Source organism: Streptomyces sp. NPDC017520 (assembly GCF_044329855.1).
Taxonomy (GTDB): Bacteria; Actinomycetota; Actinomycetes; order Streptomycetales; family Streptomycetaceae; genus Streptomyces.
The window spans coordinates 64,994-88,456 of record NZ_JBIRKB010000007.1; the positions used below are offsets into that span (position 1 = coordinate 64,994).

The 23,463-nt window shown below is 67.9% G+C and carries 25 protein-coding genes and 1 pseudogene; 21 read left to right on the forward strand and 5 right to left on the reverse strand.

All coding sequences use genetic code 11. The features are described 5' to 3' along the window. Positions 1-5: 5 nt before the first annotated feature. A complete protein-coding gene (locus tag ACH4KB_RS18275) occupies positions 6-740 on the reverse strand; it encodes a TIGR02391 family protein (RefSeq protein WP_351051726.1) in 735 nt (244 codons plus the stop codon). Between the two features lie 226 nt (positions 741-966). After that, positions 967-1,371: a heavy metal-responsive transcriptional regulator gene (locus ACH4KB_RS18280; protein WP_339151638.1), complete on the reverse strand. Its 405-nt coding sequence runs from the start codon at positions 1,369-1,371 to the stop codon at positions 967-969. An 87-nt stretch (positions 1,372-1,458) separates the two neighbouring features. Here ACH4KB_RS18280 and ACH4KB_RS18285 point away from each other — a divergent pair, with 87 nt between their 5' ends. Next, positions 1,459-2,436, forward strand: coding sequence for an alkylmercury lyase family protein (locus ACH4KB_RS18285; protein WP_398066938.1), 978 nt, complete (start codon positions 1,459-1,461; stop codon positions 2,434-2,436). A gap of 89 nt (positions 2,437-2,525) precedes the next feature. On the opposite strand, the gene ACH4KB_RS18290 is transcribed toward ACH4KB_RS18285, so the two are convergent. Continuing rightward, positions 2,526-3,575 carry an NAD(P)-binding domain-containing protein gene (locus ACH4KB_RS18290; protein ID WP_339151640.1) on the reverse strand — a complete coding sequence of 350 codons (1,050 nt, stop codon included), beginning with the start codon at positions 3,573-3,575 and terminating at the stop codon, positions 2,526-2,528. A 65-nt stretch (positions 3,576-3,640) separates the two neighbouring features. Here ACH4KB_RS18290 and ACH4KB_RS18295 point away from each other — a divergent pair, with 65 nt between their 5' ends. Next, positions 3,641-3,967, forward strand: a complete 327-nt coding sequence (locus tag ACH4KB_RS18295; RefSeq protein ID WP_339151641.1) for a metalloregulator ArsR/SmtB family transcription factor — start codon at positions 3,641-3,643, stop codon at positions 3,965-3,967. Between the two features lie 25 nt (positions 3,968-3,992). Here the strand turns inward: ACH4KB_RS18295 and ACH4KB_RS18300 are convergent, their stop codons facing one another. Beyond that, positions 3,993-4,373, reverse strand: a complete 381-nt coding sequence (locus ACH4KB_RS18300) for a metalloregulator ArsR/SmtB family transcription factor (protein WP_339151642.1) — start codon at positions 4,371-4,373, stop codon at positions 3,993-3,995. A gap of 104 nt (positions 4,374-4,477) precedes the next feature. Between ACH4KB_RS18300 and ACH4KB_RS18305 the strand changes: the two are divergent. From ACH4KB_RS18305 to ACH4KB_RS18325, 5 genes and pseudogenes are all read left to right on the forward strand, one after another. Continuing rightward, positions 4,478-5,862 (forward strand): annotated as a pseudogene (locus ACH4KB_RS18305) (NAD(P)-binding domain-containing protein). Next, positions 5,859-7,088: an MFS transporter gene (locus ACH4KB_RS18310; protein ID WP_339151644.1), complete on the forward strand. Its 1,230-nt coding sequence runs from the start codon at positions 5,859-5,861 to the stop codon at positions 7,086-7,088. Before ACH4KB_RS18305 ends, ACH4KB_RS18310 begins: the two are co-directional and overlap by 4 nt. A gap of 1,085 nt (positions 7,089-8,173) precedes the next feature. Beyond that, positions 8,174-8,641 (forward strand): hypothetical protein, encoded by a 468-nt coding sequence (locus ACH4KB_RS18315; RefSeq protein ID WP_351051706.1) that lies wholly within the window; start codon positions 8,174-8,176, stop codon positions 8,639-8,641. Positions 8,642-8,644: 3 nt separating this feature from the next. Further along, positions 8,645-9,760 (forward strand): MAB_1171c family putative transporter, encoded by a 1,116-nt coding sequence (locus ACH4KB_RS18320; protein ID WP_398066939.1) that lies wholly within the window; start codon positions 8,645-8,647, stop codon positions 9,758-9,760. Positions 9,761-9,783: 23 nt separating this feature from the next. After that, a complete protein-coding gene (locus ACH4KB_RS18325; RefSeq protein ID WP_339151647.1) occupies positions 9,784-10,971 on the forward strand; it encodes an amidohydrolase family protein in 1,188 nt (395 codons plus the stop codon). 53 nt (positions 10,972-11,024) lie between these two features. Here the strand turns inward: ACH4KB_RS18325 and ACH4KB_RS18330 are convergent, their stop codons facing one another. Further along, the gene (locus ACH4KB_RS18330; protein WP_339151648.1) at positions 11,025-11,861 is read right to left on the reverse strand and encodes a helix-turn-helix transcriptional regulator; all 837 of its coding nucleotides are present in this window, start codon (positions 11,859-11,861) and stop codon (positions 11,025-11,027) included. 375 nt (positions 11,862-12,236) lie between these two features. Here ACH4KB_RS18330 and ACH4KB_RS18335 point away from each other — a divergent pair, with 375 nt between their 5' ends. From ACH4KB_RS18335 to ACH4KB_RS18400, 14 genes are all read left to right on the forward strand, one after another. Next, a complete protein-coding gene (locus ACH4KB_RS18335; RefSeq protein WP_351051697.1) occupies positions 12,237-12,551 on the forward strand; it encodes a transcriptional regulator in 315 nt (104 codons plus the stop codon). Continuing rightward, entirely contained in the window at positions 12,551-12,925 is a 375-nt protein-coding gene (locus ACH4KB_RS18340; RefSeq protein ID WP_351051694.1) for a hypothetical protein, read from the forward strand. The genes ACH4KB_RS18335 and ACH4KB_RS18340 overlap by 1 nt, the downstream gene beginning before the upstream one ends. Positions 12,926-12,982: 57 nt before the next feature. Then, on the forward strand, positions 12,983-13,570 hold the full coding sequence (locus ACH4KB_RS18345; RefSeq protein WP_351051691.1) for a WhiB family transcriptional regulator: 588 nt from the start codon (positions 12,983-12,985) through the stop codon (positions 13,568-13,570). Positions 13,571-13,990: 420 nt separating this feature from the next. After that, positions 13,991-14,851 carry a hypothetical protein gene (locus tag ACH4KB_RS18350; protein WP_398066940.1) on the forward strand — a complete coding sequence of 287 codons (861 nt, stop codon included), beginning with the start codon at positions 13,991-13,993 and terminating at the stop codon, positions 14,849-14,851. Positions 14,852-14,934: 83 nt separating this feature from the next. Continuing rightward, positions 14,935-15,582, forward strand: coding sequence for an ATP-binding protein (locus ACH4KB_RS18355; protein ID WP_398066941.1), 648 nt, complete (start codon positions 14,935-14,937; stop codon positions 15,580-15,582). Next, a complete protein-coding gene (locus tag ACH4KB_RS18360; protein ID WP_398066942.1) occupies positions 15,582-15,929 on the forward strand; it encodes a DUF4326 domain-containing protein in 348 nt (115 codons plus the stop codon). Before ACH4KB_RS18355 ends, ACH4KB_RS18360 begins: the two co-directional genes overlap by 1 nt. After that, positions 15,929-16,348, forward strand: coding sequence for a DUF6195 family protein (locus tag ACH4KB_RS18365; protein ID WP_351051679.1), 420 nt, complete (start codon positions 15,929-15,931; stop codon positions 16,346-16,348). Before ACH4KB_RS18360 ends, ACH4KB_RS18365 begins: the two co-directional genes overlap by 1 nt. Then, positions 16,348-17,460: a DUF2637 domain-containing protein gene (locus ACH4KB_RS18370; protein WP_398066943.1), complete on the forward strand. Its 1,113-nt coding sequence runs from the start codon at positions 16,348-16,350 to the stop codon at positions 17,458-17,460. The genes ACH4KB_RS18365 and ACH4KB_RS18370 overlap by 1 nt, the downstream gene beginning before the upstream one ends. A gap of 83 nt (positions 17,461-17,543) precedes the next feature. Continuing rightward, entirely contained in the window at positions 17,544-18,095 is a 552-nt protein-coding gene (locus ACH4KB_RS18375; RefSeq protein ID WP_398066944.1) for a hypothetical protein, read from the forward strand. 798 nt (positions 18,096-18,893) lie between these two features. Beyond that, positions 18,894-19,157 carry a hypothetical protein gene (locus ACH4KB_RS18380; RefSeq protein WP_398066945.1) on the forward strand — a complete coding sequence of 88 codons (264 nt, stop codon included), beginning with the start codon at positions 18,894-18,896 and terminating at the stop codon, positions 19,155-19,157. A gap of 10 nt (positions 19,158-19,167) precedes the next feature. Further along, positions 19,168-20,145, forward strand: coding sequence for an NlpC/P60 family protein (locus ACH4KB_RS18385; protein WP_398066946.1), 978 nt, complete (start codon positions 19,168-19,170; stop codon positions 20,143-20,145). A gap of 50 nt (positions 20,146-20,195) precedes the next feature. Continuing rightward, the gene (locus ACH4KB_RS18390) at positions 20,196-20,534 is read left to right on the forward strand and encodes a hypothetical protein (protein ID WP_007447287.1); all 339 of its coding nucleotides are present in this window, start codon (positions 20,196-20,198) and stop codon (positions 20,532-20,534) included. 3 nt (positions 20,535-20,537) lie between these two features. Next, positions 20,538-21,848, forward strand: a complete 1,311-nt coding sequence (locus ACH4KB_RS18395; RefSeq protein ID WP_398066947.1) for a hypothetical protein — start codon at positions 20,538-20,540, stop codon at positions 21,846-21,848. Next, a complete protein-coding gene (locus tag ACH4KB_RS18400; RefSeq protein WP_398066948.1) occupies positions 21,829-23,460 on the forward strand; it encodes a hypothetical protein in 1,632 nt (543 codons plus the stop codon). Before ACH4KB_RS18395 ends, ACH4KB_RS18400 begins: the two co-directional genes overlap by 20 nt. Positions 23,461-23,463: the final 3 nt, after the last annotated feature.

Consider the following 23,463-nt stretch of genomic DNA (forward strand, 5'->3'; position numbering starts at 1 on the left):
CGGGCTCAGGGTGCGTCGAGGGCTGCACTGTCCACCCAGCGTGCCAAGACGCTGAAAGCCGCGAGCTGCTCCAGGGCCTCGTGCTCCGGCAGCTCCGGCAGCCCGTCCTCGTGGCTGTTGGGGTTCCGGATGCCCGCGAAACAGCCCTCGGCGAAGGACATCGCGCCCCGGTGCACACTGCGGAAGGTGTCGCTGTTGTCGTCCGCCATCAGACGAAGGCGAGGCTGACCGGGCTTCGCCACGTCCTTGGAGAACACGCTCTGGAACAGAGCGGTCTCGCTCACATCGCGTCGGGAGACCTTGTTCTGGGTCTCGGCGTTCACCTTCCGCGCGGCAGCCGTGACCGCCTCACGGAAATGCCCACTGCCCCACAGGGACCTGGCCCCGTCCCACACCCACCGATGCATGGCCGCAGCACTGAGCTGCGGCGCATCATCCCCGAGCCGCTCACGAACCTCCGCATCCCGCAACAGGACAGCGTCAACACGCTGTACGGCTTCGCGGTGCTGGCACCATCGGTTGACTCGCTTGTTGCGATCGTCCGGGACCTCCGTACGCCACCGCGGCAGGACCCGGTCCAGAATCTGCTCCACAACCTGGGCGCTGGCCACAATTTCCCGTTCTCCGCCGCGGTTGGACAAGCGGCTGCTGGCCGAGAATAGGCCAGGGGGTGAGTACAGCTCGGTCAGCTTCAGGAAGCTGGCGAGCTCGGCGCGGGCCCAGGCGATATCGATACTCATCGGAGCATCATCCCCGCGGCCACTGACAGGGCATACCTCTCTGCCGACAGCACCGTGGCTCACCCGTGGCCACGGCCGTCGACTTGCAGTTGCCTGCTCGCGTCCACCGGATGGGATCACTCGTCCCGCGGTCGGCTCCGCGAACAGTCGCTGAACGCCGCCCCGTTGTGCCACGGAAACTGGCCTGGGCGATTGAGTGCACGGGTCTCGATGCTGGTATCAGGGCCTATATCGGTGATGGTTTGAGGATCGTGCAGATGTCGTCTGCGCCGCAGGCGGCGGGGTCGGCGGTTGCTGCGCGGGCGGCGAGGCCGCGAAGTGCTGCGCGGGTGGCGGCGAGCTCGGCCATACGTCGGTCGAGGTCGTCCAGGTGCTCGTGGATGAGGTCGGTGACGTGGGTGCACGGTGCTTGGCCGTCGTCGCGCAGGGCGAGGATCGAGCGGATCTCGGCGAGGGTGAGGCCGGCCCGCTGGGCGTCCCGGATGAACGCGAGTCGGTTCACCGCGTGATCGGGGTAGTCCCGGTAGCCGCCCGAGGTGCGGGGCGGTGCGGGCAGCAGCCCGCTGTCCTCGTAGAAGCGGAGGGTCTTGGTCGTCAGCCCCGTGTGGGCGGCGAGCTCGCCGATGCGCATGTCTCCAGGCTAGCCCTTGACCTTCCAGCACACTGGAAGGTCTACCTTCGGGCCAGACGACGGACGAGGTCCCGGAAGGACAGGCGGATGCGCATCACAGTGCTGACGGTGGCGGATTGTCCGAACGCGCGGCCCGCGCTGGAGCGGGTGACCGCCGCGCTGGACGGACGGCAGGCCCAGGTGGAGGTGGTCGAGGTTGTCGATGAGGGTGATGCCGCCCGGTTAGGCATGTCCGGGTCGCCGACGATCCTGATCGACGGCACCGACCCCTTCGCGCCACCCGGGGCTACACCAAGCATCTCGTGCCGCCTCTACAGGGACGCGGCCGGCACCGTGTCGGGTGTGCCCGACGAGTCCGCCCTTCGGCGGGCACTCGCCGGGGCGGCCCCGCAAGCCCGTGAAGCGGGGACCCCGGACTGCTGCCCCCCGCAGCCGCTGGACGTGGTGGGCCGGGGCGGCCGCGGGCGCCGTGCGCCCGCCGAGAACGGCCTGCGCGCGGTGCACCAGCAGATCCTGCGGCATTTCGCCGCCACGGGAGCCGCTCCCGATGCGCAGACGCTTCAGCCGGTGGCGGCCGTGGCCGGGAGGACCGCTGCGGAGGTGCTGACCGAGCTGGCCGACGAGGACTTCCTCACCCTGGACGAGACCGGGAACATCCGCGCCGCCTACCCGTTCTCCGCCGTACCCACCCGCCACACGGTCCGGCTCGACAGCGGAGTGGAGGTCTGGTCGATGTGCGCCATCGACGCCCTGGGCATCCCGGCCATGCTCGGACAGGACGGCGCGATCTCCTCCGCCGACCCGGTCACCGGCGACCCCATCACCGTCACCTCGACCACCGGCAAAGTGCGGTGGGACCCGCCCACAGCTGTGGTCTTCGTCGGGCAGCGCCCCGGAGGCGGGCCCGCCGCCTCAGCCTGCTGCGACGCGCTGAACTTCTTCACCGACACCGAGAACGCCCGCACGTGGACAAGCCAGCACCCCGAGGTCCCCGGACAGACAGTCGACCAGCCGACCGCCGAGCACATCAGCCAGCAGACGTTCGGCTCCCTGCTGGCCCCTTGAGAGCCCCGCGGCATACGTCGTGAGGATGCTGAACCCCGGCCACCGCACCTCCGGCCGGAGAATCGAGTCCGAGGAACAGCACTCCAGCGTCAGCGGCCTGGCGCTGACAGGCGGTCAAGGAGCCAGGCGGCGTCACGGCCCACTCCACGCAGGGTCTTCGACGAGAAGCTCCGCTGGAACTCCATGCCGACGAAGCCGAGCCCCTTCGCCGTGGTGGACAAGCCGCCGCGGTGAACCGGCGCTCCCACGGCATCGAGGGCTCCCGAGCCGGTCAGGTAGCCGAACACGGGGCGGTAGCCGGTGGCGAAGACGACCGCGTCGACGTCCTCCTTGGTCCCGTCGGCCCACAGGACGCCGCCGGTGGTGAACCTGCTGAACATGTCGCGGCGGTCGACGCCGTGCCTGTCGAGTGCGGTGCGGTAGCGGCCGTCGTCGATCACGGACACGGGAACCTTAGCGAGCAGACGGCGGATCGGTGCGATGTCGAGCCTGGTGTGCTTGAGCCACCAGTGCAGATCCCGGCCCAGCGGTCGCTGCGGTGTCCAGCCGACCGGGCGGCGGGTGGCGAGGGTGGTGTCGGCGACCGGGCCGAGTTCGGCGGCGATCTGGATCGCGGAGTTTCCTCCGCCGACCACGATCACCCGCTGCCCGGCAAACAGGTCGGGGCTGCGGTAGTCGGCGGCGTGCAGGACACGGCCGCCGAACCCCGCGCTGCCGGGGATATCGGGGAGGAACGGTGTTCCGTAGTCGCCGGTCGCGGCGATCACCGCATGGGCGGTGAACTCCCGCCCGTCCTGGGACCGCACCCTCCACACGCCGTCCTGGCGGGTCACGGAGGCGACGGACGTCGAGGTGCGGATCGAGGCGGGCAGGCGCTCGGCGTAGGCGCGCAGGTAGTCCACGACTTCGTCGCGGCGCGGGTAGCGGTCCGGGTCGCCGGAAAACCGCATGCCGGGCAGGGAGGAGTACCGGGCGGGGGAGAAGAGGGTGAGGCTGTCGTAGTAGCGCGGCCAGGCCCCGCCCGGCTCCTCGGCGCTCTCCAGGACCAGCACGCGGGCGAAGCCGTGGCGCGGGGCGAGGGCGGCTGTGGCGAGCCCGGACTGTCCGGCGCCGATGACGATGAGATCAGCGTGTTCCATGAGAACGTGGACCTTTCACAATGAGTCGTTGTTTCGGGAAGTGACGAAATGTTGGGCGTGGGGCGTTGACCGAGAACAGGGATGAGGCGGCCGTGCTCGATCCGGCGACGGCCGACTTCCTCAAGGCGCTGGCGAGCGAGACCCGCCAGCGGGTGATGTTCCAGTTCGCCGGTGGTGCCGAGCTGACAGTCGGCGAGGTCGCGGAACGGTGCGCATTGAAGCCGTCCACCGCCTCGGAGCACCTGAGCCTGCTGCGCCGAGGAGGGCTGGTCGTCGCCCGCAAGGAAGGCCGACAGGTGTTCTACCAGGCCGACGGCTCGGCTATGGCCGCGCGACTCTCCGCCCTTCAGGCGTACTTGGCGGTCTGCTGCCCGCCCGGAACCGGCTGCTGACGCCGGACGGGGGCAGGGCCGGAGTTCAACTGCGGGCGGCGACCGGGCGCAGGTCGAGCATGGCTGACATGGCGGCGACGACGGAGAGTGCGACCTGGTAGTAGACCCAGGTCCCGCGCCGCTCCGAGGTCAGGAGGCCGGCCTCGCGGAGCTTCTTGAGGTGGTGGGAGACGGTCGGCTGGGAGACGCCGACGTCCTGGATGTCGCATACGCACGCCTCTCCTCCCGGATGCGAGGCGACCTTCGAGAACAGCCGTAGCCGCACCGGGTCGGAGAGCGCCTTGAACATCGCGGCCATCCGCTCCGCGTCCGGCACGGACAGCTCCCCGGCGGTGATGGGCGGGCAGCACGGCACGACCGCTTCCGGGCCCAGGACCGACAGCTCGACAACCTCAGACTTCGACATGCGTCTATGTTGACACTCGTCGATGCGGGTGGCAAGCTCCGGACATAGACAGCAATCGAAACAGCGGCCGGACATGCCGCCTCTTCCCGGAGGACACCACCGCCATGACCACCACCACCGAGGGCCTGCCGGTCGTCGTGATCGGCGCAGGCCCGGCCGGGCTCGCCGCCGCCCACCTCACCGAGCGCGGCCTCCTCCCGCTCGTCCTGGAAGCCGGCCCCGCCGCCGCGAGCGCCGTCCGGGACTGGGCGCACGTACGCCTCTTCTCCACCTGGAGTGAGCTGGTCGACCCGGCCGCCGAGAAGCTGCTGGCTCCCACCGGCTGGACCCGCCCCGACCCGGACACGTATCCCTCTGGCGGCGACTGGGCCGAGCAGTACCTGCAGCCGCTCGCCGAAGCGCTCGGCGACCAAGTCCGCCTCGGCGCCCGGGTCACCGGCGTCTCCCGCGCCGGCCGCGACCGGATCGTGGACGCCGACCGCGACCAGCAGCCGTTCGTCGTCCACATCACCACGCCGACGGCCGCGAGGAGCGGGCCTTCGCCCGCGCCGTCATCGACGCCTCCGGCACCTGGACCACCCCGTCCCCCGCAGGCGCCTCCGGCCTGCCCGCCCTCGGCGAGAAGGCCGCCGCCGACCGCATCACCTACCGCGTCCCCGACCTCAAGGACCCGGCCGTCCGCGCCCGTTACGCGGGGCGCCGCACCGCCGTCATCGGCTCCGGGGCCTCCGCCTTCACCGCCCTCGCCTCCCTCTCCGACCTCGCCAACTCCGACGACGGCGCGGGCGCGAAGGGGGTCTGGGTCCTGCGCCGGGGCATCTCCGGCTCCACCTTCGGCGGCGGCAGCGCCGACCAGTTGCCCGCCCGCGGCGCACTGGGCCTGGCGGCGAAGGCTGCCGTCGACGACGGGCACGCCGATGCCGTCACCGGCTTCCGCACGGAAGTCATCGAACGCGGTGACAACGACCGTCTGATCCTGGTGGCTGAGGACGGACGCCGCCTCGACCCGGTGGACGAGGTCATTGTCCTGACCGGCCTGCGCCCCGACCTGTCTTTCCTGTCCGAGCTCCGCCTCGGCCTGGACGAGCGCCTTCAGGCCCCCACCCAACTGGCCCCGCTCATCGACCCGAACCAGCACTCCTGCGGCACGGTCTACCCGCACGGCCACCAAGAGCTCTCCCACCCGGAGACCGGTATCTACCTGGTGGGCATGAAGTCCTACGGCCGTGCCCCCACCTTCCTCGCCATGACCGGCTACGAGCAGGTCCGCTCCGTGGCTGCCGCTCTCGCCGGAGACCTGGAAGCTGCCGACCGCGTCGAACTCACCCTCCCCGAGACCGGAGTCTGCGGCGGCGCCGGACTCTTCGACGCCCCTGCCACGACAGAGACGGACCGCGGAGGCTGCTGCGCCCCTGAGCCCTCCGTGGTCCAGATCGGTGCTGCCGCGGCCGCCGGGGAGCCCGCGCCGGCCGGTGGCTGCTGCGCGTGACCGAGACCGACGCCCGCGGGGCCGCGACCGGAACAGGGGACCGGTCGCGGCCCCGCGCCGTACTCCCAGCCCTGTGTGCCACGCAGATCACCAGCTGGGGCATCGTCTTCTACGCTTTTCCCGTCCTCAACCCGCAGATCACCGAGGACACCGGCTGGTCGACCGGGGCGACCACGGCCGCGTTCTCCCTTGCTCTGCTCGTCTCCGCGTTCGCCGGAATCCGCGTGGGCCGGATCATCGATCACCGCGGTCCCCGCACCGTCATGACGGCCGGCTCCGTCCTCGGCGTGCTGAGTATCCTCATCGTCGCCGCCGCCCCGAACCTGCCGCTGTTCTTCGCCGGTTGGGTGCTGGCGGGCTTCGCCATGGCGGCCACCTTCTACCAGCCCGCGTTCGCCGCCATCACCCGCTGGTGGGCCCCCGACCATGTACGCGCGCTGACCATCGTGACGCTCGCGGGCGGACTTGCGTCGACCTTCTTCGCACCTCTCACCGCAGCGCTGGCCGACCACCTGTCGTGGCGGATGACCTACACGGTGCTCGCCGCCGTCCTCGCCGCCGTCACGATTCCCGCCCACGCGCTGGCACTCAGAGCCCCCTGGCCTCCAGCACCATCGCCCTCGACGGCCGACGTCGGCCAGTCCGCGAAGACGGCGGCTCGCAGCCGTCCCTTCCGCATGCTCGCGGTGGCACTCACGCTCTCCGCGTTCACCGTCTCGGCCGCGGTCGTCGCCCTTGTTCCTCTCCTGCTGGAACGCGGCTACTCCACCAGCCAGGCAGCATGGGCACTCGGTCTGGGCGGCGCCGGGCAGACCCTGGGACGCACCCTGTACGCGGCCATCGCCCGCCGCACCGAAGTCACCGCGCGCACGACCACTCTGATCGCACTCGGCGGCCTCACCACCGCGGCACTCGCGCTCGCCCCCGGCCCGTACCCGCTCCTGGTCGCTCTGTCGATCGTCGCCGGGATGGTCCGCGGCAACCTCACACTGCTCCAGGCCACCGCGATCACCGACCGATGGGGCACCACCCACTACGGCCGCCTGTCCGGCCTCCTCGCGGCACCGACCACCACCGCCGCCGCCCTCGCCCCCTTCGCAGGAGCCGCACTGGCGATACCACTGGGCGGCTACCCACAACTGTTCGGAGTGCTGGCGGCTGTTTCCGTGCTTGCTTCCGTAACCGCGCTCCGCGCAGCTACGGAAAGCCCTGTCCCCGTCCGATAACAGGGACGCCGGACCAGGGGGTCGAGAGCGGAGCCGCTTCCCGGCAGAAGACGCTGCAGGCCCGGCGGCCGGAGAACAAGCCACACGGAGGGGCAAATCCCGATGAGGTGGCGCAGGGCGGAGCATCCCGCTCGGCTGCCGTGGGACCTGATGCCACGGTGTTCGCTTTCAAAGGAGCCAGCCGAAGAATGCATTTGCTACTGACAATCATGGTGAGCGAACGAGGACAGCCTGGCGTAGGCGCGCTGCAACACGCGCGGCCGATCAAGTACGCGAGCACCTTGGGACCTGCCGGTCACTCTTCGTGATGAAAAACCAACCGAAAGCGGCCTACCCGCTCATTGCGGCAACCGCTCGACACTCCGCGAGCGAGACGGTCCATGTGCATGGAGCCAACCACTTTGCCCTAGTAGATACCGACTCAGCATCTGGTTTTGACCGCGAAATATGTCACATCAGCCACAAGATCACCTACACGACTGACGTATTGACATGCGCACTATCGGCATAAATGCGCACGTCAGAGCTTGATCAATAAGCGATGAGTGCGCTATGCCCATTTTTGCGTAGATATTTTGACGTTAAGTCAATACAGACCGCCGATCAGCTTTTGGACCGAGTGCGTCAGGCCCTTCGCGTACTGTCCAGTACTGGTTCCCGACACCTGCTCGAAGCGATCAGGTCAGCACGTTGCTCATTCGCTACAGCGACGCCGCCGTAGATGCGGCATTCCGCATATCGACTACCGGCCCTTCGCTGGCCAGGCGAATCAGAGGCGTTCCGGCCCTATCGGCCAGGTGAAGGGGACCCAAACGTCAGTGCGGGCGCGAAGTCGTCCGGCTCGGGGGGAGCCACAAGTAGGAGGGTTATCCATGTGGTCTGAACAGATCGATCACGAGCCTGCAATTCCGACTCAAGGGGGCGGAGGTCGTGGTCGGCCAGGTCGCCGCTGGCGTACGGCCGGCATGCGAACAGTGGAGAGGGATCTGCACCGCCTCATCCGCCGGGAGCTGCAAGCCCTTGGAGTCCACCCCCCGCTCGACGTCGAGCAACTGTGCACGGCACTCAGCCGACGGCGTAGGCGCATGCTGTACCTGCGTGAAGCGCCCCTTCCCAAGCCGGGCCCATCGGGCATGTGGGTGGAGTACGACACCTACGACGTGATCCTTTACCAGCAGGAGACAACCCGCCTTCACCAGGAGCACATCATCCTGCACGAGGTCGGGCACATCCTCGTGGCGGAGAACGAGGAGGCCGCCGAGAGTCCCTCGGGCAAGGCGGAGACGGGCACGCAGGTCACTGATACTGATGAAGAGGCGGCGGCCGTCGACGTGGAGGGTTGGGCCACTCTGCTGCCGGTCTTCGGCACCGAGTCGATCAAGCGTGTCGCCCAGCGCTGCTCGTACGACGACGGCGAGGAGTGCTCCGTCGAGCTCGTGGCCACGATCATCATGGAGTGGTCGGCCCTGCTTGCCGGCTCCACCCCTCCGGCTGACGACCCTGCTCTCCGACGAGTTGAGGCGGCTCTCGGTGACCGGCGAGGATGGCTGTAAACCGTGGAACTCCTGCTCCTGGGGCTCCTGGCCGCTCTGGCCTGGAAGCTCTATCAGCTGAAGCGAAGCCCTCATGATGCGCCTCTGCGCTCTGTCACCCTCTGCCTGTTCTGTGCCGCGATCTCGTACCCCGTGGCCATGCCCGGCGGCGCGTCCGGCGTAGACACAGTCGCCGGCCACGGGACGGCGAAGCTGGTCCAGAACGTACTGCTGCTCCTCGCGGTGTACTTCCTGATGTGCTTCTACCTCTACTCCGCCGCCGATGAAGAAGCAGGCCAACGCCGGGCCCGGAAGGAAGCCGTCGTTGTCGGGATCGTCGCGGTGGCGATCACCGTGGCCGCTCTGTCGGTACCGCACGAGGTCTTCGCCGGCTCCTTCAGCACGGCCGACATGACGACTCCGCAGATCGCGTTCTTCTATGGCGGCGCCGGCCTGTATCTCATGTACGCCCTCGCCATGGCGTGTCGGTGGACCCGGCGCTATGCCCGGATGTCCCGGCGTCCGCACTCCACCGGGCTCTGGATGGCCGCCGTCGGTCTGGGAGCGATGGCGGTAGCCTGCGCGGTCCGCGCCGTCATCGTTGCTGTACGCGCGGCTGGCATAGATGTTCCTGGACCGCTGATGGCCGCTGTCGCATTCCTCCTGGTGGCGTCCATCCTGCTGTTCGCCGCAGGCATTACGTACTCCGGAGCCCGTGCGCGCATCTCCTCCCTGCGGCTCTGGCTTCAACACCGACGTGATCACCGTCGCCTCTCGCCCCTGTGGGAGTTGCTGGCGGAGGCGTATCCGGACAACATCCTGAGGCCGGCGTCCCCTGCTCCCCTGGACCGCTGGCGGGCCCGTGGCGTGCACCGGCGCTACCACCGCCGCATCGTGGAGTGCCGCGACGGCCTGGTGGACATTAGCCCGTATCTGCTGGACGAGGGTGACGACAGCACAGTCCTCAACATCGACTCCGCCGAGCTCGCCGCCAGGCTTCGCCGAGCCTCTGCTCGGATCGAGAAGGGGGTTCCCGCGCCCCGCCCCACGGTCCCGCTCGCGATGGCGCTGGGGAGCGACCGTGAGTCGGATGTGAAACAACTGATTGCGGTATCCGACGAACTGCGCGCAGCCGCATGACCTCGCAAGATCAAGGAGTCACGATGCTGATTACCGGTGGACGAGTGCTCGTCGACTCGGGGACCTACCTGGAAGACGGTGCCGTTCTCATCGAGGGTGAGTCGATCTCTGCCGTCGGACCGCGCAGGGAGATCGAGGAGCGGGCCGGGGCCGACGTGCCTCGATTCGAGTTCGGCGGAACCGTGCTGCCGGGGCTCATCGACGCTCACGTTCACCTGGCCTTCGATGGCGGACCTGATCCGGTGTCCACCCTCCAGCGCTCGACGGATGAAGCCCTGTTCGAGGACATGCGGCGCCGCAGTGAGCAGCTCCTGGGCAGTGGCGTTACCACCGTCCGCGATCTCGGGGACCGCAGCGGACTGGCACTTCGTCTGGCTGCGGAAATCAGCGATCGGCGTACACCCGGCCCGAGGATCGTCTCCGCGGGCACCCCGGCGACCACCGTGGGCGGACACTGCCACTTCCTCGGCGGCGAAGTCTCCGGCGAGACCGAGATCCGCGAGCTCGTACGGCGTAACCTCGCGGCCGGGGCAGGCGTCATCAAGGCGATGGTCACCGGCGGAGGCCTCACGAAGGACGGCCCCAGGAGCCACCAGTCTCAGTTCACGGGGGAGGAACTGGCCGCCCTTGTGGAAGAAGCCCACAAAGCGGGCGTTCCTGTCGCGGCCCATGCGCACGGTGCCGACGGCATCGCCTCAGCCGTAGAGGCCGGCGTCGACACCATCGAGCACTGCACCTGGATGTCGAGCGATGGCCTGGATTTCCGGCCCGCCGTGGTTCAGCAGATTATCGCGAAGGACATCACCGTCTGCCCGGCCGTAAGCCCGCACTGGCAGATGCTCCCGCGCTTCTTCGGCGAGGAGCGCGCCAACGCGATGTTCGACCTGGTCCGACAGATGGCCGACGCGGGAGTCCGCCTGATCGCGGGAACAGATGCAGGCGTGCAGCGTGCCGGCTTCGACGGACTTGCTCAGGCCCTGTCGTTCTACTCGCAGCTGGGTCTGTCGAACGCCTCGATCATCGACATGGCGACGTCGCAAGCGGCTGCTGCCCTGGGCCTGGGCGAGATCACAGGGAAGGTCGCTCCCGGCTACCGCGCAGATCTCCTCTTGGTGGACGGTGACCCGCTCGGTGACCTCTCCGCGCTGAGCGGAGTCCAGGCCGTTTTCGCCTCGGGCCTGCGGCACGAGCCGAACGGCACAAGGCAGTAGGAACCTCGCACTGATGCCCTGTCTACCGGCCCACGCGGGTCCTGGGCAGGGCATCAGTCGTTGGTGCCTGGATCGGCCTTCTTGTCCAGCACGCTGGCTAGGTCGTTCAGGATCGAGAGGACGTCAGCCGACAGGCCCTCACCACCCATCCCGCGGGCTCGGACCCGGCCCACCTTGCCCTTCTTAGCTGCCGACATGAGGCGGAGCCCTTCGTAAACCTGTCGCGCGACGGACTCGTTCGGCTCGAAATACAGCCTGGAGACGTCGAAGAAGTTGGCCAGACCTTCGAGGACCACGGGCACTGGTGCGTCGCTTCCACCGGTCCGCAGGGCCTCAATGTGCTCGGCCGATGTGACCTGGGAGCCCGCGTAGGCATTCACCGAGTCCGCGATCTCCTGATCCCCCGGAGCGGTTCTGCCCGGGTAGGAACGCTCCAGCAGGAGGGTGATCTTCTCAGCCAGCGTCTCCGGCACCTTCTCGGCCTCGGCGGCGTCCTCGTCAGCCTCTCCGAAAGACCGGTCCTGGGCACGCTTCAGCTCGTCCTCGGTCACCCCATACGCAGCCACAAGGAGAGGGACGTACCGCTCCTTGAGCCGTCGGACGCCCTGCTCAGCTCCAGCCACCGGCCCATCGCTCTTGGTTCCGATGACCGCCCGCGTCTCGTACCGGTAAAGGCCGGCGTCGCACCGTAGGTCGGTCAGATCGGGCAAGCCGTCGCGCGGGAACAGGTCGTCCAGATCCCGGTTCAGCACCCTGGCGAGAGCAGGCAGCTTCTCTTGATCGGGTGTCGTCGCTCCCGACTCCCACCCCGCCACGGTCGAGTCCGCAGCACCGAGGGCGGACGCCACGTCGGCCTGCGAGACGTCCGCGGCTCGACGTACCGCACGCACACGTTCTCTGTCGAAACGGCGAGCTGGCATCGGACCTCGTTTTTGGGGTGATCCGAGGAATCCTCGGACTGTTGACTTTTGATGCGAACCAAGATAGCTTCATCTTAGCGAAAAACGAGGAGGTTCGCACCCCTCTCAGCCTTCGCACACCTGCGGTTCGCATCGTGGACCGACTTGGTGGAGAGGAGCTACCGCGCATCACTCGGGTGCGCTCCCTCCCCTCAAAACGCCATCGGCGTCCGAGAGTTCGCACCTCTCGGACGCCAGACAGCTCGTGATCCGCGGCCCCCGACAAGGGCACGGGTCACTCGCACGGCCACTCCGTGTCCTTTCGCACGGCACGACGGAGCGGCGTACCACATAAAGGAGTGTCGCATGTCCCCTACTACGGACTGCAACCCGAAGGTGGAGATCCCTTCGGGCCCGGCCGAACGACTGGCGGCGCAACTGGCGTCCATGCTGCCGGAAGCCGCTGTCGTACAGGTGCGTCTCCAGGGCCCCCGGACCCTGTGGCCCCACCTTGGACTCACCGCCGTGAACGACCGCGGACGCGCCCTTCGCGTTCCTCGAGCGAAGGCGCTCACCATCGCCCGGTGGATCATCCGCTCGTTCCCTCATGCCGGATGGGCGGCATCCGGTGGGCACGCCTTCGACCTGCGGACCGCTGAACTGTGCGGGCTGGAAGCGTGATGGCGGCGGTGGCACCGGCGAATGCGGGCCCGGCCGTGGACTTGCAGGGACTCGCGACCGTGGTCGGCCTCTTGGCTCAGACCGGCGGTCTGGACGCCCTGTTGGGCAGTCAGGCTACGGATTCCCGCGACAAGCGACTGCACATCGGTTACAGCGAAGCCGCTGAACGGCTGAACATTCCGGAAAAGTGGCTCCGTGAGCGCATATCAACGCTCCCGCACCGGAAGTTCGGGAAGTTCGTTCAGTTCACGGAGGACGATCTCCACGCGATTTCCGACATGCATTTCGTTAGCCCCGGCGCAAAGACCCAACGGGATGACGAGTCGGCACTGATGGCGCTTCAGCCTTCCATGCGCTCTCGTAAGCGTTCCTGATCTCCTATCGCGCCCGGTTGCAACATTTCGCGGCGCTGCGAACATCGCGAGACACAAATGAGCACTGACATATTCAGCCTCATCGAGGCTGCGCGCCAGGGAAACTGGCTGCCCCTCATGGAGGAGTCGAAGAAGGCTCCGGGTAAGCACTGGGCCGAATCTGCCCGATGCGGGAATCAGGACATCAACATTTTCGTCCCTCTCACAGACGGCCCGAGAGAAGATCCCGCATTGGTGAAGGCCAAGTTGGGAATCTCCCTGAACCGTCCTCGTAATCTCTGCGCGTCATGCCCATTGGCCGTCGCTGCCAGGTGTCTGGTGGAATCCCTCAAGGATGACGACGAGTACGGAATCCGGGGCGGCCTTCTGGCTTCGGAGCGTTCAGAGCTGCGGCTTGCATGGCAAGACCGGGACATCGAAAAAGCCGTAGAAGCTGCGCTTCGAGGGTGCACCGCTGCCTTGACCAAGCCCGCCCGGTACGCCGTAATTGCGCGCTTCGCCACTGATTCCTCACTGGACGCTGCCGCAGTCGCTCGCGGCCTCGGGGTCACGCACGACTACCTGCTGAAGCTCGCCCGTCGCTACCGAAAGTCGCAGGCCGGGCAGGGCACGCCCTCGGTCCACGTCGTCCCAGACGCGGCCTGACGCTCCCCCCGAGGAAACGATTCTTCCGCACGGCGGACCTTGCGTTCACGGGAGTTCTCCCATGCTTCAGAACAGCCCCTCCGGATTTCGGCGCACAAATATCAGCGCCGCGATCCGTGAGATTGCACCTACAGCCGCACTCGTGCGGGTCTACCCCGAGCGCCGGTCTGTTACCCACCTCTTCGAATCGGACTTCTACCGCATGCTTATCGACCGCAGGACCGAAGAAGAAGTGGCGCGCATGGTCAGGCGCGGATTCGGCAAGGTCGCAGACTGGCGTGTTGCCCACGATTTCTACCTTCCTACCGAAACGCTGTACCTCACGCCAGAGCCGCACCAGCACGGCTACGTCCCGGAGGACGACCACTCTTTCGGTCTTTCCTCCCACCGCCGCATAGCAATAGTTGGCGGTGAGCACTGATGAGCGACATAGCAACCGAACTGATCTGGTCGCACTCAAAGTCGTGCAGGGGTTCACGCCTCGTCATGCTGGCCCTGGCCCGAGAGGCGGACGACGACGGCAAAGCCACGCTGACCTTGGACGAAATATCCACGCTGACCCGTCTTACGCCTCGCTCGATAACGAAGTGCCTCGGAGAGCTGGCAAAACTCGGGGAACTCAGCCACGAGCGGGGAGGGGGAGCGTCCAACCCGAACACCTACTCAATACTGCTGTGCAGCAGTGGCGTCGGCCGTGTCGGTTCAGAGGAAGAACTTCCTACTCCCAACCCTGAAGATTCAGACGAGGGAACTAGGTTCCAGGAACTTCCCTCCCAGAACTCCGCTCCTGAAGCCGGAAGTGGGAAGTTTCAGCACACAGACTTGGAAGTTTCTTCCTCGCGCGTGCATGGTGGTAATACTCCCTACGGGAGTATTACCACCACCAAAGAGCAAGCTAGCTTGCTGGGATCACATCGAGAGAACACCACCGCCAAGCGGGACTCGGTGAAGGTTCCGGACGGAGCCAAGGACCTGGTAACAGCCATAACAAGCGCTGGAATGCTCGTCGGCTGGCGACTGACCGAATCGGAATGGGATCGGGTAACAGCTCTCGCAGCACGTTGGGGAAATGAACGGCTGGTCGAGATGGTGGCGCGGCGATGGAACGCCGACCGCCCACCAAAGTCCGCCCGCTATCTGCTGCGTATCTGGGCTGATCTGCCCTCGCACGCTCCCGCAGCAGCCTCCCCGGGGAATGTCGTGCCGTTGCGTCGGCAGTCCGGAGGCTGGATTCCCTTTCAGAACACCGCCGCCCCCAGCGCTTACCAGAACGGATTTTGATCATGGCAGAGCCGGAACGCGCGGGCAGCGCCAGGTCGATGCGCGCAATGGAACGAATACTCGCTGCGAAAGGACTTCAGGCCGTGCCGGATGTCAACCCCGCCGACGAGGCACCGGAGGAGAACCCGGGAGACCGCGAGTGGCACTGCCGGGCTCGGGCCGACTACGCCGTGAGCCGCTGGCAGCGGGCAACCCCTCCCCGCTTCCGTGATGCTGAGGCCACGCTGCCGGAGGTCATCGGCTGGGCCGACCGGGCACTCACGGACAACGCTGCCGCTGGCGCTCTGCTCCTCACCGGTCTCACGGGGACGGGCAAGACGCACCAGGCGTACGGGGCCTTGCGGAGGATCGCGGTCGGCGGACCGGACCGGTTCGAGCTGATCGCCGTGAACTCAGCGGACATGTACGGCAACCTGCGCCCGTCACATGTCGTGGGGGCAGCAGAACACGAACTGCAACGGCTCAGCCGGGTTCAGTACCTGCTCCTCGATGACCTCGGCACGGCGAAGACCTCGGAATGGACCGAAGAGGTCACGTACCGGCTGATCAACTTCAGGTACAACCACTGCTTGCCGACGATCATCACGTCCAACCTTCCGGCCCGCGATGAGAACGGCCCGGACCTGAGCGACTTCGTCGGGGCCCGCGTGGCGAGCCGTTTGGCCGAGATGGTCACGACCCTCGTGCCGATGATCGGCGCCGATCGGCGCCGTGGTGGGAGGGCGGCGTAGTGCCCGTCCGCCTCCGCGGAGCGTCCCGCGACGCCGCAGCGCTATCCATAGCCTGTGCATACGTCGGCCCTCGCAGCCGGTACGCGAACCCGTTCACAGCGGGGGTTCGGTCCCCGCTCGGGCCCCCCATGGACGCCGCGGAGTCGGTAGACCTCTTCGCAGCCACACTCCGGGGCCCGGTCGGACGACACTACGCAGCTCGCTTCTCCCGAGTCCTGCGCGGGCTCGACCTGATGTGCACATGTCCCCTCGACGCTCCATGCCACGCGGACGTTCTCCTCCGCCTCGCCAACGAGCCCGGCGACGGCACCGCACCCCGCACCATCGATCACCTGGAAGGCCCCTGATGAGTCACCCGATCATGTTCGCTGCGGCCAAGCACCTCACCACCGCAGAGGAGCGGCGCAAGACCGCTCGGGAGGCCGCCTTCCGCACCTGGGGTCCCAGGTCGATCACCGCAGCAACCAAGTACGCGCGCACGCTCCTCGGGGACGCCGCAGTCACGCTCGACTGGGAGGTGCTGGGACTTCTCAGCTTCGAGGAACACCTGCAAGCCTTCGCGTCGCTCGACACGGCCGGAGGCCAGCACCTGGAGCTGTACTACGCCGATCAGGGCGGCACAGAACGAATCTCGCTGCGGGTGTCGTGCGTGAGCTGCCCGAGTCAGCACGTGCACGAGGTCACGTCCTTGGAACAGCTCGGACAGCTCCTCTCGCAGACCCCGGCCTGGCAGGACATCAACCCGCGCGACGGGGGCAACCTCTGATGTCACACACGCACATAGACACGGCGGCGAGAACCGAACAGCAGGAGAGCTACAGCCTGCGCGGAATGACGGCCTGGGACCGCAGTGCGATCATCCTGCTCGGCGCGGCCGGCTTCGCCTTCTCGTACGACGCACTGCGTCAGATCGCCCTTGCGATCCACGCCAGCGAGACCTTGTCCTACCTCTTCCCGGTGTTCATCGACGGGTTCATTGCCTACGGCGTGCGGGCGATTGTGCTCCTTCGGCACCAGCGGTTCGCCGCACGGCTATACGCCTGGTTCTTGTTCCTCGCGGCGACCGGGGCGAGCCTCGGCGCGAACGCTCTGCACGCCATCACGTTGAACGGTTCTCCTCAGGCCGGACGGTCCGCGCTGCACCTTACGGACAGCGTCGTCGGTGTGCTGTCGATGCTCGCGCCGCTCGCACTGGCCGGATCGGTCCACCTCTACATCCTGATGGCGCGGACGGCTGAGCGGGCGGTCCCGGACCGGGCTGACGCTGGTCCCGGACCGGTCCGCGAGGAGTCTCCGACGCTCGAACGCGTCACGCTCCAGCAGGCTCCTCGTCCGCTGGAAGCACCAGCGTCGATGACTCCACGGCGCTTGACGAGCGGTCCGTCCGCGCCGCAGGATGCCGCCGCCGTAACCGTTGACCTGCGGAAAGCCGAGCCCCTGCCCGAAGTGGGACCACGTACGGAGGACGCTGCGGCTCACCCGTCCGCGGGAGCGGACGGAGAGGAGGCGGAGGGTAGGAGCGCGGACGGACCGGGCGGCGGACCTGCGGACCACGCGCCGACCACAGCACTGCCGGAGACCACGAAATCCTCCGGGCCCACGGCGGTCCAGACCCCTACGGACGGCGAAAGGCCCTCCGTCCCGGACGACTGCCCACAGGACCGGGAGGCGGACGATGACTGGTTGGCAGAGTTGCTGCCGATCGCGAGGGCCGCTACCGAGCGGGCCGGACGGACCAGTCGTGAGGTTGTAGGGGACGCCGTCCGGAAGCACCAGGCGATCAGCAACGACCGTCTTGGCGTGCTGCTGGCCCGGCTGAAGGAAGAGGACGACGAGGCGCCGAGGACACCCGCGACTGCCTCCACCGCCCTCTGGTGATCTCATCTCATGACGGGCCCGGGGCCTGCGTGGCTCGCGCCGTGCAGGCCCCGGCCGGTCAGCTTGATCAGGAAGGAACGACGATGTGGTCTCGCCGACGCGACCGGGCGGAGGACGCCGTCCGCGCCGATGCCGTACAGGCAGCGTCCGCCCTCACGGTTCACCTCCAGGGCGGCGGCAGTCTTGTGCCGGTCCAAGCGGACGGCCTTGCACTTGTGGCCGGTGAAGTCGCCTTCGCGGACGTGGCGTGCTCCGCCGCCCGCTTCTACGGGACAGAGGTCGACTACCCGACCTCGGCCAGCGGGTATTTCGAGGATCACCCAACCTTCGGCCGGCGGTGGGTGAGCAACGGTCGACTCGACGCCCGTCGGCGCCAGGAAGCGGAGGATGCCGCTCTTCCGCAGTGGCGCGATCACACCGCCGCCCGAGTGGTGCTCACCTCAACCGGGGTACGGCTCCTGCCGCTGAGGGCTCGTGAGTGGATGCCGTTCGACCACGCCCTTCTGACCGGGGTCGCTGCTGAGCCGTCCGCCGTCCTCCTCTCGTACAGCACGTGCGCACCTCTGCTCCTTTCCGGCCAGGCCGCGCCGTGGCTCGGCGTGGCGATCGAGCACCTGCGCTACGGGGCCGCATAGGGCCCGCAAAGCCTCCCCCCGAGCGAAAGCCGGAACTTAATTCCTGGAATTAAGTTCCGGCTTTTTTCGTGATTCGAGTTGTCCGCGAACCCCTGCAAGGATTCAGGCACGGCCAACGCCACAAGGCGTTTTCCGGCCGTAGAGATCTGCTCACGATCTCGCCCGAATCACGGAAGGGGCTGATGGCCTTGATATGAGTAACGCGCCCACCAGCTCAACCGTCTCGCAGATGCGAAACAAGATCGACCTCTTCCGCAGATGAGACCCCGCAGATGAGACAGGCAGATAGAGCTATACGCTCCGGCCTGCTTTGCGATTTCCCCGGCATTCGCCGGTAAAGCCCGCAGAAGGAATCCACCTCCTTCCTGCGAAGGAGCGGCGCGGCCCCCGGCCCTCGCGGGACCGCGCCGCTCGCACTTCCGAAATCTCTTGCACCAAGGTTGTGGTCCCCGCATGCCTCGATTCACCCGTTTCATACCCATATCCGCCGCAATAGGTATGGCTGGTTCCCTGGCCCTTCTGTCGACCGGCTGCTCCAGTTCGACCAACGACGCTTCTGCGGCCTCGACCGTGTCCGCGCAGCCGCACTCCGTCTCTGCGGGCATACCCGACACGGCCACGCCGCACAGCAGCGCTACCGCCTCCTCGTCAACCACCGGGCTCCCAGATGACGTTGAGCGGACGGCGCGGGCCTTCGCTACGGCCTACGCAGAACACGACGCCCGCGACGGTGCCGACAGCTCGTACGCGGATGCCGGCGCTCGGGCAGCGCGGCTCGCCTCGGGGGAACTCGCTGGCGTGCTCGCCCAGAAGCGGCAGGGTCAAGACGCCGCCTGGGCCGCCCTGCGGGCCGAGAAGGCACATCAGACGGCCAAAATCACGTCAGCAACCGTCCCCGACGGCGCACCTGCGGCAACGCCCTCCTCCGCTCTCGTCCGCGTGAGCTACACCCTCACGACCACCCCGAAGTCCGGTCACACGCGCAGCAGTAGCGAACAGCTCGCGCTCCGCCTGGAGCACACCTCCAAGGGCTGGCGCGTCACCGCCTTGCCCTGGGCGTGACGGGGCCGCGATGAACAAGGGCACGCAAGCTGGCCTGGGACTCGTCACGGCCGGGCTCATCACCGGTGTCGCCATGCTGACTACGTTCGGAGGGGCCGACAGCGCCTCCGCGCAGGAAGCCGGTCCGGGTGGCGGCATCACGACGGACGCTCCCGTGCCGGGCTGGGTCCGTGAGCTGATCAACAAGCACGCGGGCGAGTGCCCGCAGGTCACAGCCTCGCTCCTGGCGGCTCAGCTCTACACGGAAAGCCACTTCAGCTCCGGCGCGACGTCACCCGTCGGCGCTCTCGGGATCGCCCAGTTCATGCCGGGGACCTGGGCCCAGCACGGCAAGGACGGCGATGGCGACGGAGTCAAGGACGTCCGCAACCCCGCCGACGCCATCGCCGCGCAAGCCGCGTACGACTGCACCTTGGCCGACGAGGTCAAGAAGGTGCCGGGCGACTCGACGGACAACATGCTGGCCGCGTACAACGCGGGCGGCGGCGCGGTGATCAAGTACGGCGGTATCCCCCCGTACCCCGAGACCCGCAACTACGTGCGCAGCATCCGCGCTCTGGCCTCGAAATGGGCCGACGCCGTAAGCCCGGACGCACCGGCCGGCAAGGGCGCCGCCCGCGCGATCTCGGCCGCGAAGACGGCTCTGGGCACTTGGTACCGGTGGGGCGGCAGTTGCGTCATGCCGTACGAGGGTGTGGGCGGCTGTGACTGCTCCTCGCTTACCAAGATGGCCTGGTCAGCGGCGGGAGTGAACCTGCCGCGAACCACGTACGACCAGGTCCACGCCGGGACCGCCGTCAAGGCCGTCTCCCAACTCGTCCCGGGCGACCTGCTGTTCAGCGTCCCCGGCAGCGCCGGCCCTGAGCACGTCGGCATGTACATCGGCGGCGGCCAGGTCATCGACGCACCGCACACCGGGGCTCAGGTGCGGATCAAGCCGCTCAGCTACTGGAAACCGCAGATCATCGCGATGCGGCACGTCGGCTAATCACGCCAAAACATCCCAAACCATTTCTTACAGCACCAAGGGGCTGAACTGTGCACAACCTCCTTTCTGCCGCTGCCGATCCCTCCCTGCACACGACCCTCGCCGCCGGAGCCGATGTCGTGTCCGGCGTGAAGCCGGACTGGGGCCCCTTCGGGAAGCTCGGCGGCACGGCGAAGGTCATCCTGGGTGTCATCGCCGCCGTCGTCCTCGTCGTCGGCGCCGGTGCCTTCCTCGCCGGTGTCGGCAAGTCGAAGGGGTGGTTCGGCGAGGGCCACTCCACGATGGACAGCTCGCGCGGCAAGGGCATGATGGTCGGCGGCCTGACCTGCGTCTTCCTCGTAGCCAGCTTCGGCACCATCTTCGCCATCACGTACGGCATGGGTGTGTGACCCATGCCTATCCGATCCCGGAGGAACGTTTCCTCCTCGAAAGCCAGCGGAGCGCGCCGCTCGTCGGCCAAGCTCTGGGGCATCGCGGCCGGCGGCGCGGCCGTGGTCACCGCGGCCGGGGTGGTCGTCAGCATGACGACCGGCACCCCTCCGGCCACGGCCCCCTCCGCGTCGGCACCCGCCCACTCCGCTCCGCAGGCGAGCGGGGAAGGCGTGCGGGAGCTGCACGGCGTCCCCGTCGGCTACCCGCACACTCGATCCGGCGCCAAGGCGGCAGCGGCCAACTACACGACGGTCAGCGGGAGCTCGCAGTTCCTCACGGACAAGGACGCGCGGCACCGTGCGGTGGCAGTTATGGCGGCCAAGGGCTCGGCTGATGCGGCGGTGAAGAAGGCCGACCACGCTGCCGAGGACGCGGTCGGCTCCCTGCGGGGCGACACCTCCAAGGTCTCCGTCAAGAAAACCGTCGCGCGTACCGGTGTCCTCTCGGCGCATGTCCTGGGCTTCGACGCCCACGGGGCGATGGTGCGGCTGTGGACGACGACGGTTCGCGGCAGCACGGCCGGGCACGCGACACCAAAGACGGGTTTCCAGTCGGTGACGGTCACCCTCACCTGGGAGTCCGATGACTGGAAGCTGAAGGACAGTTCGGCCTCGACGGGACTGGTCGCTCCGATCGACGTGCGGCAGGCATCCAACGTACCGGGCGACTTCTCGGACTACGTTCCGGCCGCTGCAGAAGACCCCGTGCTGAGCGGCGCCGAAGACCGAAGTGGATTCCCGGCACCGTACGGACACAACGAGCGCGGCGCTCGTGCCGCTGCCGTCAGCGCCACCATGCTCTACGGCGACCCTCGGTTCTTCACCGATGAGGACTGGCGGCACCGGATGCTGTCGACCACGGCCGCGTCGAGCGTGCTGCACTCGGTCACCTCGGACACCGACGCGACGGCTCGTCTGGTCATGGAGAACCGGGGTGTCGGTGCGGACGGGACGACCGCCGACGGCAGCGAGCTGATCACGCGGACTGCGGCGCTCGCCACCCGCTCGATCTCCTACTCCGACCAGGCCGCGAGCATGGAGCTGTGGACGGCGTCGGTGGGGGGCGTCGCCGGGAAGGACGAGACGCAGCGCCCGCAGGTCGCCTTCCTGCGGATGACCGTGGATCTGGTCTGGGAGAACGGCACCTGGAAGACGACGGCCGTCACGCCGTCCGAACCGCTCGTGCCGTCTCCGCCGGCCATGCAGGAGGCGGCCCCGGCCGACAGTTTCGCGGACGTGGGGGGTGCCAGCAATGCGCCTGCGACTGCGTGACGACGCCCCCGGCCTGCTGACCATCGAGCGGGGAGCGCCGGGTCGCTGGCGCCGCCGCCTCCAGGCGGTGGCGATGGTCATCGTGAACATCGGGTTCGTGTTTGTGCCCTCGGCGGTGGCGAACCCCTTCTGCTACATCCCGATGGTGTGTGAGGCGAAGACGGCCATTGACTTCGTCAAGGACCCGCTGGGGTTCCTGCTCCAGAAGCTCACCGAGGCGAACATCTGGTTCCTGCGCAAGATGCTGGAGCTGATCCAGAACACCACGAAAATCGACCTGACGAGCCCCGGCTTCCTGAAGCAGTACGCGATCATCTTCGCGGCCTCCAGCCTGCTCACCGTGGCCCTCTGGTTGATCGCTGTGGCCAAGCGGGCGGTCCGCGGAGTCGCCCTGACCACCGCCGTCTCCGAGGCGATCGGCTTCCTGCTCCTCCAGTTCGTGGTCAACGCCATGACGCCGGGCGCAATCGCGCTGCTGATGAAGGCCATTGACGAAGTCACGGCCGTCTTCGAGCCATACGCGACGAGCAACTTCAAGCCGTTCCTGGAGAACATCCTCAAGGTCATGGCAGCCAACCCCACGGAGGGCGTGGGACAGCTGCTGGTCGTCAACCTCATCATGATGTGCGGCGCCCTGCTGATGTGGATCGAGCTGCTGATCCGCAGCGCGGCCATCTACGTGGCCGTCGCGCTCGGGCCGATCGTCAACGCCGGGCTGGTCGATCGCGACCTGTGGGGCAAGTCGAAGAAGTGGTTCGGCGCCATCTTCGCCATCGGCCTGAGTAAACCGATCTTGTTCGCCCTGCTGGGCCTGGGCGGCGCGATCCTCAGCGACACATCGGGGAGCATGTCCGACGCGGTCTCCAAGACCTTGGTCGGCGCGTTGATCCTCCTGCTCGCCGTCTTCGCGTCCGCCACGCTCTACAAGTGGGTGCCCGCCTTCGGCGACGAGATGGCCAGCCTCCACCACGACCGCAAGAGTGCACAGTCCTCCGGCCCGGCCGCCGCGATCGACGGCCCCGCCCAGCACACCAACAGGGCGATGGGTGCTCGTGTCCAGGACTCTTTGGTCGGCGGCTCCAAGACCGCTGGCGCCAAGACCGCTGGCGCGAAGATGGGCGGCGGAACTGCTGTGGCCGGACCGGTCGCGGCCGGGGCCGCCATTGCGAAGGCCGGCGTCGACATGGCGAAGAACAAGGCCACCAGCTCCCCGGGCGCGCAGGGCACCGACGCCGCAGGCGGCGGCAAGCCCGAACAGCCCGAAAGCCAGCAGGGCGGCGAGGACACCGCCGGTGCTTCCGGTGCACCGGCCGCCGCTCGTCCCCAGGGAGCGACCTCCGACCCGGTCGTCAGCTCTTCTCCGGACTGGTCCTCGGCCGGTGGCCACGCCTCGGCCGGACGCGCACCGGAAGCCAACGGGGCACCGAGCACAGCACAGCCGCCCTCCCCGCCGTCAACCGGCGCGGGAACCCCGGGCCCGACAGCGCCCGCCTCCCCCTCCTCCGCATCAGGAACCGCCTCGGGCTCCGGGCCCTCCGTCACGCCCCCGCCGCCGTCGCGGCCCTCGGGCGGCCAGGCACCCGGACGACCGAATCCCAGCAAGGATCAGTGACCT

Coding starts and splice junctions, on each gene's coding strand:
- ACH4KB_RS18275 (WP_351051726.1), bottom strand. CDS start 740: ATGAGTATCGATATCGCCTGGGCCCGCGCCGAGCTCGCCAGCTTCCTG.
- ACH4KB_RS18280 (WP_339151638.1), bottom strand. CDS start 1,371: ATGCGCATCGGCGAGCTCGCCGCCCACACGGGGCTGACGACCAAGACC.
- ACH4KB_RS18285 (WP_398066938.1), top strand. CDS start 1,459: ATGCGCATCACAGTGCTGACGGTGGCGGATTGTCCGAACGCGCGGCCC.
- ACH4KB_RS18290 (WP_339151640.1), bottom strand. CDS start 3,575: ATGGAACACGCTGATCTCATCGTCATCGGCGCCGGACAGTCCGGGCTC.
- ACH4KB_RS18300 (WP_339151642.1), bottom strand. CDS start 4,373: ATGTCGAAGTCTGAGGTTGTCGAGCTGTCGGTCCTGGGCCCGGAAGCG.
- ACH4KB_RS18315 (WP_351051706.1), top strand. CDS start 8,174: ATGCTGTACCTGCGTGAAGCGCCCCTTCCCAAGCCGGGCCCATCGGGC.
- ACH4KB_RS18325 (WP_339151647.1), top strand. CDS start 9,784: ATGCTGATTACCGGTGGACGAGTGCTCGTCGACTCGGGGACCTACCTG.
- ACH4KB_RS18335 (WP_351051697.1), top strand. CDS start 12,237: ATGTCCCCTACTACGGACTGCAACCCGAAGGTGGAGATCCCTTCGGGC.
- ACH4KB_RS18340 (WP_351051694.1), top strand. CDS start 12,551: ATGGCGGCGGTGGCACCGGCGAATGCGGGCCCGGCCGTGGACTTGCAG.
- ACH4KB_RS18345 (WP_351051691.1), top strand. CDS start 12,983: ATGAGCACTGACATATTCAGCCTCATCGAGGCTGCGCGCCAGGGAAAC.
- ACH4KB_RS18350 (WP_398066940.1), top strand. CDS start 13,991: ATGAGCGACATAGCAACCGAACTGATCTGGTCGCACTCAAAGTCGTGC.
- ACH4KB_RS18365 (WP_351051679.1), top strand. CDS start 15,929: ATGAGTCACCCGATCATGTTCGCTGCGGCCAAGCACCTCACCACCGCA.
- ACH4KB_RS18370 (WP_398066943.1), top strand. CDS start 16,348: ATGTCACACACGCACATAGACACGGCGGCGAGAACCGAACAGCAGGAG.
- ACH4KB_RS18375 (WP_398066944.1), top strand. CDS start 17,544: ATGTGGTCTCGCCGACGCGACCGGGCGGAGGACGCCGTCCGCGCCGAT.
- ACH4KB_RS18385 (WP_398066946.1), top strand. CDS start 19,168: ATGAACAAGGGCACGCAAGCTGGCCTGGGACTCGTCACGGCCGGGCTC.
- ACH4KB_RS18395 (WP_398066947.1), top strand. CDS start 20,538: ATGCCTATCCGATCCCGGAGGAACGTTTCCTCCTCGAAAGCCAGCGGA.
- ACH4KB_RS18400 (WP_398066948.1), top strand. CDS start 21,829: ATGCGCCTGCGACTGCGTGACGACGCCCCCGGCCTGCTGACCATCGAG.